Annotated in this window: 10 protein-coding genes; 7 read left to right on the top strand and 3 right to left on the bottom strand. The window is 56.7% G+C overall.

Going from position 1 to position 16,118, the window contains the following annotated elements; genetic code table 11:
* Nucleotides 1–404 precede the first annotated feature (404 nt).
* Nucleotides 405–1,031, bottom strand: coding sequence for a sigma-70 family RNA polymerase sigma factor (locus BM322_RS13880; protein WP_075430918.1), 627 nt, complete (start codon nt 1,029–1,031; stop codon nt 405–407).
* Between the two features lie 143 nt (nt 1,032–1,174).
* On the opposite strand from BM322_RS13880, the gene BM322_RS12330 reads away from it, so the two are divergent.
* From BM322_RS12330 to BM322_RS12355, 6 genes are all read left to right on the top strand, one after another.
* Nucleotides 1,175–1,948 (top strand): MurR/RpiR family transcriptional regulator, encoded by a 774-nt coding sequence (locus tag BM322_RS12330; protein ID WP_075430920.1) that lies wholly within the window; start codon nt 1,175–1,177, stop codon nt 1,946–1,948.
* 222 nt (nt 1,949–2,170) lie between these two features.
* Complete coding sequence (locus tag BM322_RS12335; RefSeq protein ID WP_075430952.1) at nt 2,171–4,285, top strand: alpha-glucoside-specific PTS transporter subunit IIBC; 2,115 nt, start codon at nt 2,171–2,173, stop codon at nt 4,283–4,285.
* 30 nt (nt 4,286–4,315) lie between these two features.
* Nucleotides 4,316–6,022, top strand: a complete 1,707-nt coding sequence (locus BM322_RS12340) for an alpha-glucosidase (RefSeq protein WP_075430922.1) — start codon at nt 4,316–4,318, stop codon at nt 6,020–6,022.
* Nucleotides 6,019–6,792, top strand: a complete 774-nt coding sequence (locus BM322_RS12345) for an HAD family hydrolase (RefSeq protein WP_075430924.1) — start codon at nt 6,019–6,021, stop codon at nt 6,790–6,792. Before BM322_RS12340 ends, BM322_RS12345 begins: the two co-directional genes overlap by 4 nt.
* Nucleotides 6,793–6,963: 171 nt before the next feature.
* On the top strand, nt 6,964–8,241 hold the full coding sequence (locus BM322_RS12350; RefSeq protein ID WP_075430926.1) for an S-layer homology domain-containing protein: 1,278 nt from the start codon (nt 6,964–6,966) through the stop codon (nt 8,239–8,241).
* A gap of 11 nt (nt 8,242–8,252) precedes the next feature.
* Nucleotides 8,253–11,030, top strand: a complete 2,778-nt coding sequence (locus BM322_RS12355; protein ID WP_075430928.1) for an alpha-amylase family glycosyl hydrolase — start codon at nt 8,253–8,255, stop codon at nt 11,028–11,030.
* Between the two features lie 56 nt (nt 11,031–11,086).
* Here BM322_RS12355 and BM322_RS12360 read toward each other — a convergent pair whose 3' ends face one another.
* The gene (locus BM322_RS12360; RefSeq protein ID WP_177220894.1) at nt 11,087–12,607 is read right to left on the bottom strand and encodes a GGDEF domain-containing protein; all 1,521 of its coding nucleotides are present in this window, start codon (nt 12,605–12,607) and stop codon (nt 11,087–11,089) included.
* On the opposite strand from BM322_RS12360, the gene BM322_RS13610 reads away from it, so the two are divergent.
* Nucleotides 12,590–13,264 carry a hypothetical protein gene (locus BM322_RS13610; RefSeq protein ID WP_177220896.1) on the top strand — a complete coding sequence of 225 codons (675 nt, stop codon included), beginning with the start codon at nt 12,590–12,592 and terminating at the stop codon, nt 13,262–13,264. The two genes, BM322_RS12360 and BM322_RS13610, sit on opposite strands and share 18 nt — an antisense overlap.
* A gap of 21 nt (nt 13,265–13,285) precedes the next feature.
* Here BM322_RS13610 and BM322_RS12365 read toward each other — a convergent pair whose 3' ends face one another.
* Nucleotides 13,286–15,928 (bottom strand): EAL domain-containing protein, encoded by a 2,643-nt coding sequence (locus tag BM322_RS12365; RefSeq protein WP_177220897.1) that lies wholly within the window; start codon nt 15,926–15,928, stop codon nt 13,286–13,288.
* Between the last annotated feature and the right edge of the window lie 190 nt (nt 15,929–16,118).

Here is a 16,118-nt window from a genome sequence, read left to right on the forward strand (position 1 = left end):
TTATGCGCTTACGGCCCAGTCCTGCTGCGCAGGACAGTCGCTCCAGACAGAAAGAAGCACTACCCCGTTCGCCCCTTTGGCAACGGTAGTCTGAATTTGCACGAACCGTTGCTCCCGCAGCAAGCACATCGATGTAATTCGTGACCTATCGCCGGAACAGAGCAGGATTATCCCAACATAACGGAGGGCGAGGGTGGGTACACTTTCTTCGTAGACGGAGCGACTGCCCGAACGCAGTGAGGGATGGCACGCGGCAAGCACAAACTAGAACGTCAAGATGTATTGGCGCGCCGCCGGCCTGCCCGGCGCATGTAACTAAATATGTACTTAAACACCAGCGCGGGTCATTTAGCGGAGCGGAGAAAAAGTGCACCCACCCTCACCCAAGCTGAGATGTATCAAGTTTATTGTAATCTCGCACTAACAGACAAACTGCAATTGTCTATGCTTTGCCTCATTTTGCTAAGCAGGTGTTTCCTGGTCTTGCTGATGTACTGATGGGAGACGTGGAGCTGGGCGGCGATTGTCTTTTGGGGGAGTTCGTAGAGATAGATGAGGCCGAGCAGCTGTTTTTCCTTGGCGGTAAGCCTTTGGATGGCCTGGCGCAGCAGCAGGCGCTGAGGGCAGGTGGCGGCGGGATCTCGGGCATCGCGGGCGGGGCTTATGAGAAGGTCCCAGAAGTCTCCATCCGCGGTGCGGTCCTGGTCGGGATGCGAGGTGCGGGCAAGATAGCGGCGCAGGCGGCAGAAGGCCATGTAGAGTGCGTCCTTTACGCGGCGCTGCAGAAATGCGGCGAAGTGGACACCACGGGCGGCGTCGTAACTGTGGATGGCCTCGATAAAGGCCAGGGCGGCGATGCCCTCGGTCTCGTCTTGCAGCCCTGCGGCTGCAAGGTAGCGTTGGTGTGCCTCCTTGTGGAGGAGGCCCTGATAGAAGGTGTAGAGCTGGCTGGTGGCAGCATCATCGTGGGCCGCGGCGCGGGCGATGAGCGCGTCCTCGGCAGCCTTATCCAGGCAGTTGCGCTGATCCATGTATCAATCACTCCTTTCAATTGCCTCCATTGTAGGGAGGATATGCCTGTCAATCGAATGATGATTCGCTGCCCAAACGGCGAAAAAATGTTGCTTTTTGACGGTTCGTGCTATAATATGGCATGGACAAGGGGGCGTTTTGTATGCGATTGGAAGAAATCATCAACCGTCATATGCAAGAGTTGAACGACACGGATATGGCTATCTGGAAATACATCCTGCAACATCGGGCTGAGGCCCGCCATATATCGATTCACGAGCTGGCCCGCGCCTGTGCGGTATCGAGTACGACAATCGTCCGCTTTGCGCAGAAGCTGGGCTTTGATGGCTTTGGCGAGCTCAAGGCGGTCATGAAAATGGAGGAGCCCTCCGAGGCCTTTTACCGGGAAGATGTGTTGCAGGATTTACGGGACTTCTATTCCCAGACCTCGGCCAAGGTGTTCAAGCGCAACTTCGACAGTGCGAGCCGGTTGATGCACGAGGCCAACCGTGTCTTTGCCTTTGCCTCGGGCTATGTGCAGAGCAATGTCGTGCAGGAGCTGAAGCGCCTGTTCTTCTATGACAATGTGCTGATCTATGAGATAAATGGCTATGAGGAGTTCCGCGCCATTGCGCGGTCGTTGACGAGCGATGATCTGTTCGTCTTCGTGTCGCTGTCGGGAGAGACGCCTCTCGTGGTGGATTTTGCCCGGCAGCTGCAGCTGCGTGATGTGCCGTTCATCTCGATCACGAAACTCCATGACAATACCCTGGCCAGCCTGTCGACCGTCAATCTCTACGTGTCGCCGGCCCGTTTCCAGCTCTATGAGGATGATACGGAGCATACGGCCTTCCAGTCGATGATGCCTTATTTCATGCTGGTGGAGGTCTGGTATGTCAAGTACCGCATGTATATCAACCGGCAGGACAAGAGCTGAATGTACCAAAGTACGGCTGATGTACCTAGATACGCCTTGCTGACAAAGTGCCGAAAGCCCGCGAAACTATTGCGTTCGCGGGTTTTTTTGCGTATGCTTTAAGTACAAGATATCTTACAGAGAACAGCGGCAGGATGCCAACGGGATCTGAAATGGAACCGTATTTATTCATGTATGTATCAAAATGACAACAAGTTCGTAGGAGAACTGGAGGGAATGAAAATGACACTCAGCAAAGATCGTGTCATGCAGGGAATGCAGCGGTTCGGCGGTGCGATGTACACGCCGGTCGTATTGTTCGCATTCTTTGGTCTCACGGTAGCATTATCCATCATTTGCAAGAATGAGGGAATTCTCGGAGCTCTCGCAGCGAAGGGTACGCTGTGGTATGATTTCTGGTTTGTCGTTGAGCAGGGTGCCTGGACCGTATTTGCCCAGATGCCGATCCTGTTCGCCATCGCCGTGCCTATCGGCTTTGCCAAGAAGGAACCGGCCCGCTGTGCGATGGAAGCCTTCGTCATCTACATGGTCTTCAACTACTTCATCTCGGGTTTCCTGACGCTTGATGGTGCGTTCTTCGGCGTCGACTACAGCCAGGATGCAGGCGCTGGTACGGGCCTGGCGATGATCGCCAATATCAAGACCCTCGACATGGGCATGCTGGGCGCTATCTTCATCGCCTGCGTGACGGCCTGGCTCCACAACCGGTTCTACGATACGGATATCCCTGAGTGGCTCGGCATCTTCAAGGGCCCGGCCTTCGTCGTAGCTGTCGGCTTTGCGGTGATGATCCCGCTGGCTTTCGTCTTCTGCCTGATATGGCCGGCTATCCAGCATGGCATCATGAACTTCCAGGGCTTCCTCAAGACCAGCGGCTTGCTCGGTGTATGGGCCTACACGTTCTCGGAGCGCATCCTGCTGCCGGCAGGACTGCACCACTTCATCTATCTGCCGTTCATCTTCGGCCCGGCTGTCTGCGATGGCGGCATCCAGGCTTACTGGTTGCAGCATATCAATGACTTTGCGACGAGTGCACAGAGCCTCAAGGATATGTTCCCGGAGGGCGGCTTCGCCCTGCATGGCAGCTCGAAGGTATTCGGCCTGCCGGGTGCAGCACTGGCTATCTACATGTGCGCAAAGCCGGAGAAGAAAAAGAAGACGGCAGCACTGCTGATTCCGGCGACGCTGACCGCTGTGATCTGCGGCATCACGGAGCCGCTGGAGTTCACGTTCCTGTTCGTGGCACCGCTCCTCTACCTTGTGCATTCTATCCTGGCCGCAACGCTGTCGGCAACGCTCTATTTCTTCGGCCTGGCCGGTAACTTTGGCGGCGGCCTTATCGATTGCTTCGTCCAGAACTGGATTCCGCTGTTCTCGTATCATTCGGGCACGTACATCATGCAGATCGTCATCGGTCTCTGCTTTACGGCCATCTACTTCTTCACCTTCCGTTTCATGATCCTGAAATTCGACTATGCAACGCCGGGCCGTACGGCTGACGACGTTGAGGACAAGCTGTTCTCGAAAGATGAGTACAATGCCAAGAAGGAAATGGAAGATATGGGCCTGGCTGGCAATGCCATGGCCATCAAAGCCAAGGTTTTCCTCGACTGCCTCGGTGGCCCGGATAACATCAAGGAGGTCACGAACTGTGCGACGCGCCTGCGCGTGACGGTTGGCGACCCCGACAAGGTAAAACCAGTATCGAAATTCACGAAGGCAGGTGCCTATGGCTTGGTCAAGAACGGCCATGCGGTGCAGGTCATTGTCGGCCTTTCGGTACCGCAGGTACGCGGCTACTTCGATGCTCTCCTGAAGGGCGAGTCCATTGCCCCGGCGGAGGGACAGCAGAGTGCGGCAAATGCGCCAGCCGCTATGGATCTTTCCATGAAGCTTGAGGCCTGTGTCTCGGGCAAGCTCATCGATATGGCGGAAGTCAATGACGATATGTTCTCCCAGAAGATGATGGGCGATGGTGTCGCCATCGAGCCCACGGGAGATACCATCGTGGCGCCGGCTGATGCGGAGGTCACGATGGTCATGGAAGGGAGCCTGCATGCGATTGGCCTGCGCTTTGCAAATGGCGCGGAGCTGCTTATCCATGTCGGCATCGATACGGTCAAGCTCAATGGCCGTGGCTTCCAGCTGCTGACGGAGCAGGGTGCCCATGTCAAGAAGGGCGAGCCGCTGCTGCGCTTTGACCCGCAGGTCATCCGTGATGCCGGCTATCAGACGACGGTCATCATGGCGGTGACGAACTCGGCGGATTATCCGCAGATGCAGAAGAAACCGGATCAGAAGGTGGAGGCCAATGAGACGCCTGTACTGACCTTCTGACCCCAGTGACCCATAAAGGAACGATTTATCATGAAAGATTTGCAATGGTGGCAGAAGACTGTCGTATATCAGGTCTATCCCAAAAGCTTTCTCGATACGACTGGCAGCGGCCAGGGAGACATCCCGGGCATCACGCGCAAGCTCGACTATTTAAAGACGCTGGGCGTCGGGGCAGTCTGGCTCACGCCGGTCTATCCCTCGCCCATGGTAGATAATGGCTATGACATTGCCGACTACACCGCTATTGACCCATCCTATGGCACGATGGCAGATATGGAAGAGCTGATTGCCGAGGCGAAGAAGCGCGATATCCGCATCGTCATGGATCTGGTCTATAACCATACCTCAAAAGAACATCAGTGGTTCAAAGAGTCCTGTGCCAGCCGTGACAATGCGAAGGCGGACTGGTATATCTGGCGCGATGCCAAGCCCGATGGCTCGGCACCGACCAACTGGCGCTCAATCTTTGGCGGCAGTGCCTGGACCTGGTGCGAGGCGCGGCAGCAGTATTATCTGCACACATTTGCTGAGGCGCAGCCGGATCTCAACTGGGAGAATCCGGCCGTGCGGCAGGCACTCTATGACGCGGCCAATTTCTGGCTCGACAAGGGCGTGGGCGGTTTCCGCATCGATGCCATCGTCTACATCAAGAAACCGGCAGTCTTTGCTGACGGCGAGCCCGACAGCAGCGACGGCATGGTCAATGTCCATACGATGATTGCCAATACACCGGGAATCCTCGATTTCCTGCAGGAGTTCCGCCGGGAGGTCTTTGACGGCCACGATATCTTCACGGTGGCTGAGGCCAACGGCGTGGGCCCTGATGAGCTGGCAGACTGGGTCGGAGAGCAAGGGGTATTTGATATGCTCTTCGAGTTCAGCCATGTGAACCTGGAATTCCCCAATGGCGATATCTGGTGTCACGGGACAGGCTGGCAGCCGGAGCTGATTCCGGCGCTCAAGCAGAGCCTCACGGCCAGCCAGCTGGCCACGGCGGATAATGGTTGGTATCCGATCTTCTTCGAGAATCACGACCAGTTCCGCAGTGTGCGCCACTTCTTCCCCGATGGCTCCGACCCACAGGTCACGGCCAAGGCCCTGGCCACGGTGCTGTTCACTCTGCGGGGCACGCCCTTCATCTACGAGGGGCAGGAGCTGGGCATGGACAATATGGCCTGGCCAGCCATTGATGATTATGATGATATATCTTCCCATGGGCAGTATGAACTGGCTTTGACGGAGGGCCTCAGCGAAAGCGATGCGCTGCGGTTTGTCCACCGTTACAGCCGTGACAATGCCCGCACGCCGATGCAGTGGACCCGCGGCCGCCAGGCTGGTTTCACGGCGGGGCAGCCCTGGCTGCCTGTCCATGATGACTATGCGCGCTGCTGTGTCGAAAGCGAGGCGGAGGAAGAAGACTCGGTATTGTCGTTCTATCGGCAGCTCAGCCGTGTGCGTAGTGCAAGCGCTGCGGCAGCAGTCCTGCAGCAGGGCAGCTACGAGGAAGTCCTGACGGAGCGGGAGGATATCTATGCCTTCCGCCGCCGCTGGGGCAATCAGGAAAGCCTGACCGTCGTAAACTTCACGGATGCGTCCGTGACCTATGACGTGGAACTTCCGGAGGCGGCACAGGCCATCATCGAATCACAGCCGGACAGCGAGATGGGCAGGCTGCGCCCTTATGAGGCGGTCTGCTATCTAGGGCAGAGGACAGGAAAGGAGGCGAAGGCCAGATGAAGATTGCTGCGAGCGATTACGACGGGACCCTGTTCCGCAACGAAGAGATCTCGCCGGCGGATGCCGAGGGCGTCCGCCACTGGCGGGCGGCTGGCAACAAGTTTGGCGTAGTCACGGGGCGTGACTATGGCATGCTGGCGCCACAGCTCAAATACTATGGCATCGAGTCAGACTATGCAGTCTGCAACAATGGCGGCCTCATCTGCCGTGCTGATGGCACGCCGCTCTGGCAGGGCGAGATCCCGCTGACGGTATTGGCAGAGATGGTAAAGGATCCCGGCGTCCGCCGGTCCTTCCACTTTGCCTTCTCGGCAGCCGATACGACCTATCTCTACCATGAGAGCGAGGGATCCTGGATTTCCCGGGAGGCCCGGCAGTGGGACTTTGCCATCGTGCCGATCGAGGAGCAGGACATCCTGAGCCTGCCACAGATCCACCAGTTCTCACTGGGCTACCCTGATCCAGAAGAGGCCCTCGAGGTCAGCAAGCGCATCAATGCCCGCTTCGGCGATGTGGTGCATGCCTATCCGAACCGGTGCAGCGTCGACGTCACGCCGAAGGGCATCAGCAAGGAGCAGGGCATCCGCAAGCTCGTCGCGATCATGGGCTGGAGCGATCCCGAGATCTTTTCCATCGGCGATGAGATCAACGATCTGCCGATGATCGAGGCCTTCAATGGCTTTACTGTGGATACCGCACGGGCGGCTATCAAGGCCAAGGCCCGCAGTGTCTATGCCGGTGTCGGCAGGATGCTCGAGGCTAATATCTGAATAAGTTTCCCCTAGGGGGGAGTTTCCCCGACTCCCTACACCCCTATATTCCTATATATGAACATATGAAGAGGCTTTACCCCAAAGCCTCTTCATATAAGCGTACAATTGCGTGAAAATTCAAGAACTGCAGAATATACTGCAGATAGTGCGAAAGGAAGAATCCAGACGATGAAGATCAACAAGAATACAGCAGCAATCCTAGCCGGCATGATGATGAGCACTGGTCTTGGCGGTACGGCACTGGCGGCAACAGCCGACAGCTTCACTGACGTGCCGAAGGATCATTGGGCTTATGAGGCGCTGGACTATCTGGCCAAAGATGGCATCATCGAAGGCATGGGCGACAATACATTCCAAGGTGGCCGGACGATGACGCGCTATGAGATGGCGGCGATTGTTGCCAAGGCCATGCAGAAATCCGGTGGATCGGTTGCTGACAGGGCCGTTCTTGAGAAACTTGAGGCCGAATACGGCGGCGAGCTGGCAACGCTCCGGAAACAGGTCGATGCCAATACGGCACAGATCGAGAAGAACAAGCAGGCAATCGAGCGCGTGAACCTGCATGGCTTTGTGCGGACCCAGTGGGATCGCGATAATATCCAAGGGGAGGATCAGAAGGATCGCAGCCGTTTCTACATGAATTTGCTGGGCGATTTCAAGGTATCCGATAACTGGACCGCAAAGTTCCAGTTAGAGACAAACCGTCATTATGCACGCAATACCCAGACGGGCGCGACCCATTCGGGGTCTGATGGTGCAGATACGGGCCGCATCCAGCGCATCTGGGCCGATGGCTGGTTCCCTGACCAGAAACTCTGGGTAAGTGTTGGCCGCACCTGGCGTGGGCTGGGGTTCCAGAATATCCTCTATGGTGCTGAGGCTGATGGCATTCAGGCAGGAATGGCCGTCAACAAGCAGGGACTGCAGGTCAGCCCGTTCTATATGGCGCCGACTTGGGATGGGGCAGACTTCTCGCTGGCTGGGTTGGCAGTTTTTGGCCCGGTTGGTCATAACTGCGATATCAATGTCGCCTATGCACGTTCCAATAAAGAAAAGTGGTTCGGCAACTACGGCTGGGTGGTCAGTGCCGCAACGAATCTGACGAAAGACTTGCGATTGACTGGCGATTATGTCCGTACGGGGGCTGATAAGCACAATTCGTCGAAAGCTGTCCGCCTTGATTACAAGAAGACTGACCTCAATACGCGCGGTTCGTATTCAATCTATGGGCGCTATATCGACTATGGTGCCATCGGTGATATCAGCCATGATGATGAGTGGGGTTCCCTGAAGGGCGACAGCCGCGGCTGGATCCTGGGGGTCAAGTATGTGCCGTGGAAGAATGTCGAGTGGGAAACCCTCTATGAGCAGGCTAAGACTGGCCGCAGCACGGCCAATCCGTACACGCGCAAACTCTTCCGTACCCAGATGGATTTCCATTTCTAAGAGGTGTGACTATGGATCGCAAACGATTATTGCAGAGAACTATCGGCGTATCGCTGACATTAGGACTGCTCGTGGGGCCTTATGCTGCTCCGGCTGATACGGGGATGGCTTTCTGGCAGCCGGCAGTGGCAGCTGCGTCAGCACAGCGCGATATCGTGCTGGTCGGCGACCTGCAGATGGTGGGCGGTGCAGCCGCGAAGTGGGCGCCTGCAGATATGGCGACGAAGATGACGCCGCTGGGGCAGGGATTCTACGCGCTGACCATCAAGGATATGCCAGCGGGCATCTACAACTACAAGGTGGCCATCAATGGCTCCTGGGCCGAGAACTACGGCCTTAATGGCATCGCCGATGGCGCCAATGTCTCATTGACCCTCGACAAGCCCGAGACAGTCACCTTCTACTACAACGATAAGACCCATCGCATTGCCGACAGCCATACTTATAAGATGCTCAGCGACAGTGAGTTGCCGGTCATCTCGGGGATTGCCGGGATAGAGGATGGCACGATGCATGACCTGATGCTGTCGGGACTCTATCAGACTGAGGCAAAGGCCGCAGCTGGCGACTATACGGTTACCGTATCCCAGGCCGGACAGGCACCCGTCACCCAGCCTGTCCATATCGGCAAGGCTGCGGAGGTCACCTTCTACTATGATGCAGCCAAGAAACACATCATTGCCGATGATGGCAGCATCCGTGCGGACAGGGTCATTCATGACAGCTGGAACAAAGAGGAGCGCAGCCCCTGGGGCGCTGTGGAAGAAGGCACGCCGGTGACGCTGACGATCCGCACGGGAGCCGGGGACGTGGAAGCGGCGAAGCTCATGGTCACCAAGGCCACGATGACGGCCAAGGGCGGCGATGAGTATAATCCCGACTACGATGCTGGGGTTACGACATATTACGCTATGAAAAAGATCAGTACCAAGGATGGGCAGGATATCTGGCAGGGCAGCTTCACGCCGGAAACTTATGGCATCTATGGCTATAAGTTCGTGCTCAATGACACGAAGGAATACGGCGACGATACCAAGACTGGTGGTACAGGGGAGCTCAAGCTTGCGGGAGCGAAATACTTCCAGGTCACAGCCTATAAGAAGGGCTTTGTGACGCCCGACTGGGCCAAGGAGGCTGTCTGCTATCAGATCTTCCCTGACCGGTTCTGCGATGGCGACCCGTCCAACGACAATGCTCGCACTACGGCGCGCGGGAATCAGCCCGTCCAGCATCGCAGCTGGAATACGCCGCCGGCCAATGCCGGTGCTGGCGTACTCGATGGCGATAAATGGGACTGCAATGATTTCTATGGCGGCGACCTGGCGGGCATCACGCAGAAACTCGACTACCTCAAGGGGCTGGGGGTAACGGCTATCTACGTCAATCCCATCTACGCGGCCTCGTCGAACCATCGCTACGATGCGCGCGACTATGATGCCGTTGACCCGTTCCTCGGCAATTTCGCCGATCTGCAAAAACTGGCCGGTGAGATGAAGAAACGCGGCATGCACCTGATCATGGATGGCGTTTACAACCATGTGGGCGATGACTCCATCTATTTCGACCGTTATGGCAAGTACAAGACCGTCGGTGCCTATGAATACTGGAGCCGTATCTATGACCTGCAGAACAGCAAGGGGCTGACACTGGAGGAGGCCAAAACCGAGGCCAGGAAACAGCTGGAGGCTGAAGGGCAGGTATTCAGCCCCTATCATTGGGAGAACTGGTTCGATATCAAGAATGTCAAGACTCAGGATGAGATGGGGGCTAAATACGCCTATCATGACTGGCAGAGCTTCTCGAGCCTCGCGCCATTCCGCGACAAGGATTATCCGGGCTATGACAAGACGACGACTGACCATACGGACCTCGGTGACTATCTGCTCTATGGCCGCAATGGCGATAAGGGCGTAATCCTCAAGTGGTTCGATTATGGCCTTGCAGGCTGGCGCCTTGACGTGGCAAAGGAGGTGCCGCCGGGGTTCTGGGCCAAGACCCGTGAGGCCGTCAAGTCCGTCAAGACCCAGACTGGCGATACGCCGCTGCTTCTGGGCGAGATCTGGCAGGACGGCTCCCAGTTCTTCATGGGCGATTCTATGGACTCGGTCATGAACTACAAGCTCTCCGATGCGCTCATGCACTTCGTCATGGGGGGGAAGGCGCAGGATACCGATGATGTGCTCACCCAGCTGCGCCAGAACTATCCGCAGCAAGCCTTCTACAACCTTATGAACATCGTCGACTCCCACGATACGGCGCGGGCTATCTATACCTATGGCGGTGGCAAGGACGGCGTGCTGCAGGCTCAGAAGTCAGACTTCGACTATGACCTCGGCAAGAGCCGCCTCAAGATGGCTGTGGCCTTCGAGATGGGCTATCCGGGCATGCCGACTGTCTATTATGGCGATGAGGCCGGTCAGTTCGGATCGAAGGATCCTGATTGCCGCCGCACGTTCCCCTGGGGCAAAGAGGATAAGGACCTGCAGGCCTTCTATAAGAAGGCAATTGCAACCCGCAATGACAACAAGAATGTCTTTGCGCGCGGCGACCTTGCGACCATTGCGGCCAAGGATAATATCTACGCCTACCAGCGCACGGCTGTCGATGGCTCGGGCAAGATCGGTGTCGTGGCTCTCAACAACGGCAAGGCCCAGCAGGTGACGCTGAAGGTGGCAGCTAAAGATGGCACGGTACTCAAAGACCAGTTGTCAGGGCTCAAAGCTATCGTCAAAAATGGTCAGATTTCCTTCAGGCTCGGCGAGAATCAAGCTGTCATGATGGTGAACTGATAGCGGGAATGTAATTGAAAAACAGCCGGAAAATGCGGTGCATTTTCCGGCTGTTTTCAGTGTTTGTAGATCCGATAGTTGTCGCGGCAGGTTTCTTTGACGTCGTAGAGGGCACGGTCGGCGCGGCGGAAGATGGTGCCCAGGTCGTGGCTGCTGCCGGCGGGGCTGATGGCGACGCCGATGCTGGCCGTGACCTTGCCTGGGGTGTCGCAGACGATGAGGCCGCGGGTCTGTTCGAGGATGAGCCTTGCAATCATGCTGACGTAGGCCTCACAGTCGCCTTCGTCTTGCTCGGTCAGCAGCAGCGTGAATTCATCGCCGCCGAAGCGGCCGATATGCGTGCGCGGCGGCAGGATGTCGCGCAGCATGGCCGAAAACTCGATGAGGATGTCGTCGCCGCGCTGGTGGCCGTAAGTGTCGTTGGCCTCCTTGAAGTGGTCCAGGTCGATAATGAAGAAGGCGGCCGTCCAATTCTCGGGCAGCTTATCGAGAATCTGCTGGCACTGCGCTGTCATGGCGGCCTTGTTGAGGCAGCCTGTGAGGTGGTCGGTCTCGGCGTTGCGCTTGTAGATATCGCGGTCTTCCTGCAGGATCTCCACGGCATCGAGGGCCTGCTGGAGCTCGAGCTCGCGGATGGTCAGCGCGTAGTTCTTCTCCTGCTCGAGACGGTTGCGATAGATGAGGAAGATGGCCGTGGCCAGGATGATGAAGCTGAGCAGCAGGCCGACGGTCAGGGCCAGCGGGTGCTGGCTCAGCAGATAGCCGAAGGACATATCGGGCTCGCTGTTGTGTTGGACGACTTGGGTCAGCTGATTCTGCGGCAGGCCCAGCAGGGCCGTGTTGACCGTATGGCAGAGCATCTCAGGGGCATCGGCGCGGAACATCAGGCAGAGCGGGACGGAGACCAATGCGGCATCCAGGACTTTCAGCTGGAAGTGCAGCAGGATATTCTTGTTCTTGGAGAGGTATGGCTGCGGCAGGAAGGTGCAGTCGTACAAGCCCTGCTCGACTGCATAGAGGCATTCCTCGGGGTTGGGCATCTCGGCTACCTTGGCCTGGGGATTTTGGCGTTCAAAGAACTCCCGCAGGCCGGTGAAGCATGTGGGCAGGACGATGCGTTCAGGCCGCGCGGATTCATCCTGAGCGCGCTGGACGATCGGCGTGAATGGCAGCCAGATGATGTTGTTGGAGAACTGCATCATCTGCAGCTTGGGGTCGTTGACATAGACGGCAAAGGTGGCTTCGGCGCTGCCGGTGCGCAGCATCTTGGCCACGGCCTCTGAGGATTCGGCAATCACAGGCTGGAAGGTGATGCCGGTGGCGTTCATCAGCAGGGTCAGGATATCCGGCGCGATGCCGTAGATGTTGCCGAAGTCCTTGTTCTGCTGGAAGAGCGGGGCAAAGCTGCCAGGGAAGGCTACGCGGGCAGTTGGTGCCGAGCGGATGAAGGCCTGTTGATGCTCAGAGTAGCGGGCCATCTTGTAGATACTTGGGTCGAGATACTCGCGCTTGAGACGTGTCTCAAACGAAGGATTTGTCATCTCGATGCTCAGGATGGCTTGATTGAGCTGCTCCATCAGCGTGGTGTGCGCAGCGTTGGTCAGATACTGCTGCGGGATGGTGTCAACGAAGGCGATCCAGCGTTCCTTGCCTGTGAGATTGAACACGGTGCAGGCGATGAGCTGGACTTCGCCGCGATGGAGTGCGGCGGTCAGTGCATCGCTGGTGGGGTAGGTGCGGATGCTCACGTTCCAGCCGTTTGTCTTGACGAAGAACTGCAGGCGGTTCTTGATGTCACTGCTGTCCAGTACGCCGATGGCGGAGCCGTTCAGCGTGGAGCCGCGTTCGGCGGTAATCGACATGTCGCTGTCGCGCGTATAGAGTCCGAGGACTGCCGCACAGGAATGGCCGTCCGAGAACAGGTATTGTCCGGGCGGGAAGGCGGCAGCGCTGACCGGCGCTACGAGGTCGAGCTTGCCTTCCTGCAGGCGCTGGAGGCAGTCGGCGGCTGTGCCGTGGTAGAGCTCATATTGCCAATGCGTGATTTTTGCGATTTCGGCCAGATAGCTGCTGTTGTAGCTGGCCATCAGCCGGATGGCATCGTTGGCTGGGCCGGGACGCCTTTCGTTGGCAACACCGATGCGGATGGTCTGGTAGGCCGGCGGTTCGGCCAGACTTTGCGCGGGCAGCATGACCAGGGCCATACTCAGCAATATACTGCATATCTTTGCTAGGTAGTGCATGATAAAACCCCTTTAAGATTCAATGGAGTGTTCTTCAACAAATGCGGCAAATTCTTCTAAGGGCATCGGGCGGGAGAACAGGAATCCCTGTCCTAAGTGGCACCCGATAGATAAGAGCAGCAGTTCCTGCTGGCGTGTTTCGATACCTTCGGTCAGGACATCCATGTTGAGACTTTGACCGAGGTCGACGATATGTTGCAGGATGGTAAGTGCGCGCGGTGATTTCTCGGCAGCCAGCAGCATGGAGCGGTCGATTTTCATGACATCCATCGGCAGATGCTGAAGCATGGCAATGGAGGAATAGCCGGTACAGAAGTCGTCCATGGACAGCCGGAATCCCAGATGGCGCAGCTGGCTGACAATGGCAGCGGCATTGTAATGGGCGTCATGTGAGTTGTAGTCGATAAAGGCCGTCTCGGTAATCTCAAGCTCGATGGTGTCTGGCGGCAGCTGATATTTCTGCGCGATGGCCTTCATGCGCTTGAGGTAGTTTTCCTCAGTGATATGCAGGCCGGACTGATTGACCGAGATCGGGATGACAGGCAGGCCCTGGTCGATGCGTTCCCGCTGGTACCGGCAGACGGTTTCGAGCATATAGTAGTCAAGGGCGATGGCAAAACCATTGCGCTCAAACAGGTCGATGAAGCGGTTCGGCAGCAGGAATCCAAGCTCGGGACTCTGCCAACGCACAAGGGCCTCAGCGGCGATGATCGTCTGGGTCTTGAGGTTGTATTTGGGCTGCAGGTAGATCTTGAACTCTCCGTTTTTGAGAGCCTTGTCCATGAGGCTTTCCATCTGTTTCTGGTAGAGCAGGTGCTGGCGCAGATCGGCGTTATAGATGCTGATATCCCTGTTGTGGGAGACGCTTTCGGCGTAGGCCAGCATGGCATTGTTGAGCAGGTTTGCCGCATCAATCGGCCCCTCCGGCGGGATGGCACAGAGGCCGACATGGTAGAGGATCTTCATTGGCGTGCCGTTTACGATGCAGCTGCTGGCATCCTGCGTGAGTTTCGTGGCCGCCTGTTCCATCGTGAAACCTTCGGGCAGGCGGCAGAGTACGGCAATAGCGATCGTATCCGAGGACATCGCGTGGGACAGCAGCCAGTCGTTGGCGGTGCGGGCCTTTTCAATAAGGCCGACCAATGCCTGGTTGAAGGTCTTGCGGCTGTACAGCTCCCGCAGGAAGGAGATATGCTGGGCCGAAAGCACGAGCAGGAACATCTTGCCTTGAGCGCGCTCGGCTTGATAGCGTTCGAGGTTTTCGGGCAGTTTCTTGACGAACCAGCGCAGATTGTACATATCGACTTCTTTGATGTAGTGGGCCTCGCGGTAGAGGGCCTCATTGTGCCGCCTGTTGAGCCGCATCAGGAACAGCAGGGCGAGGATGATGGTGACAAGTACCGAGGTGCAGTATAAGAGGGCACTGATCGGGTTGCGGTATATCAGTGCCGACAGTGTGTCCTGACTTTGTACGGTATATACCTGGCGATTGACGATGCTGGCAATCTGCTGCTGGCCGATATGGGCGATCTCCTTGTTGAGGATGCGGACGAGCAGCGGATCGGCCTGGCTGCTTACAGCCATAGCTACTTCGTGGCTGAAGACTACATTGCTGTTGGTATAGAGGTTGTAGTAATTGCCAAGATGGATATCGCTTTGGGCAGTAATCGACTTGACGAAGGTCATATCGGCCTGGCGGTTATTGACAGCGGCCATGCATTCCTGCACGGTGTCATAGTAGACCAGCTGCTCAGGCGGGAACATCTTCTCGATATATTCATGGACGTAGAAATGGCTGCGTGGGCAGGCGATGATGGGCGTGTCAGGGAGGGGCTGGTCCTTGCGCATCACGGTGACATAGTTCAGGGTCAGATAGGGCAGCGTGAGGTCGGCATTATGCTGCCGGGCCCAGTTGTAGTCGGCATAGAAGTCAGTGATCAAGGTGATCTGGCCATCGGCAAGCTGCTGCAGCATATCTGCCTGTGCTTGGTTAGGAATCACTTCAATCCTGATGTCAAGGTCGGCGGCAATCAGGGCCATGATATCGGCGACGACGCCTGTATGTGTACCAGAATCCGTGAAATACGTATAGGGCGGCTGTCCAGGCGAGGCCATCGCTTTTATGACTGGATGCTCCGCTAAATATTGTTTTTCTTCTGGGGTAAGGTTGAGTGAGGAGCGATCCTGCTCATGGTACTTTTCCAGCAGGTGCAGCATATGGAGCGGCGCGACGGAGCGGAGTTCCTTGAGGCTGGATTCGATGGACCCGATAAGGGCCGGATTGTTCGTGTTCACCTCAAGCCAGCCGATGCCACGGGCCAGCGGAATCGTCTTGCTGTCGGGAGGCGACAGCAAGATAGCATCAGGCACAGTGTACCCACTGATGCTGTCACTGCTGGCGATGATGTCGATGTCACCGCTCTGCAGGCGCTGGCGGTTTTCCTCCAGGCTGCCAGGCACATAGATGATATTGGCGCCGAGATAGGTGGCAATGCTCTCGATGGACTCATAGAGCATGCCGTGGTAATAGTGGTTGGCATCGAAGACAAGGTAGCCGGGTTTATCGGTATAGCCGACGCGCAGCAGCTGGCGCTCATGAGCAGAGGCTGTTGGCAGCATAGCCAGCAGGCTGGCGGCGGCAGTCATCATTATCATCAGCCAAAGGCATATGGCTTGTTTTCTTGGCGCTGATCGCATCGGAAACATCCCTTCTTCCTCAAGCTATTGCAAGATCTATCTGTAATCCCTTGGTCTGTTTGCAATAGTAGTATAGTCCTATTTATAATCCTATCATAATATAGCGTTTCAGGCGAGAAAATCTTTCTATAATAATAGATAGAGAAAT

Source organism: Selenomonas sp. GACV-9 (assembly GCA_900116485.1).
Classification (GTDB): domain Bacteria; phylum Bacillota; class Negativicutes; order Selenomonadales; family Selenomonadaceae; genus Selenomonas_A; species Selenomonas_A ruminantium_G.

Coding starts and splice junctions, on each gene's coding strand:
- BM322_RS13880 (WP_075430918.1), bottom strand. CDS start 1,031: ATGGATCAGCGCAACTGCCTGGATAAGGCTGCCGAGGACGCGCTCATC.
- BM322_RS12330 (WP_075430920.1), top strand. CDS start 1,175: ATGCGATTGGAAGAAATCATCAACCGTCATATGCAAGAGTTGAACGAC.
- BM322_RS12335 (WP_075430952.1), top strand. CDS start 2,171: ATGACACTCAGCAAAGATCGTGTCATGCAGGGAATGCAGCGGTTCGGC.
- BM322_RS12340 (WP_075430922.1), top strand. CDS start 4,316: ATGAAAGATTTGCAATGGTGGCAGAAGACTGTCGTATATCAGGTCTAT.
- BM322_RS12345 (WP_075430924.1), top strand. CDS start 6,019: ATGAAGATTGCTGCGAGCGATTACGACGGGACCCTGTTCCGCAACGAA.
- BM322_RS12350 (WP_075430926.1), top strand. CDS start 6,964: ATGAAGATCAACAAGAATACAGCAGCAATCCTAGCCGGCATGATGATG.
- BM322_RS12355 (WP_075430928.1), top strand. CDS start 8,253: ATGGATCGCAAACGATTATTGCAGAGAACTATCGGCGTATCGCTGACA.
- BM322_RS12360 (WP_177220894.1), bottom strand. CDS start 12,607: ATGGAGCAGCTCAATCAAGCCATCCTGAGCATCGAGATGACAAATCCT.
- BM322_RS12365 (WP_177220897.1), bottom strand. CDS start 15,928: ATGATAATGATGACTGCCGCCGCCAGCCTGCTGGCTATGCTGCCAACA.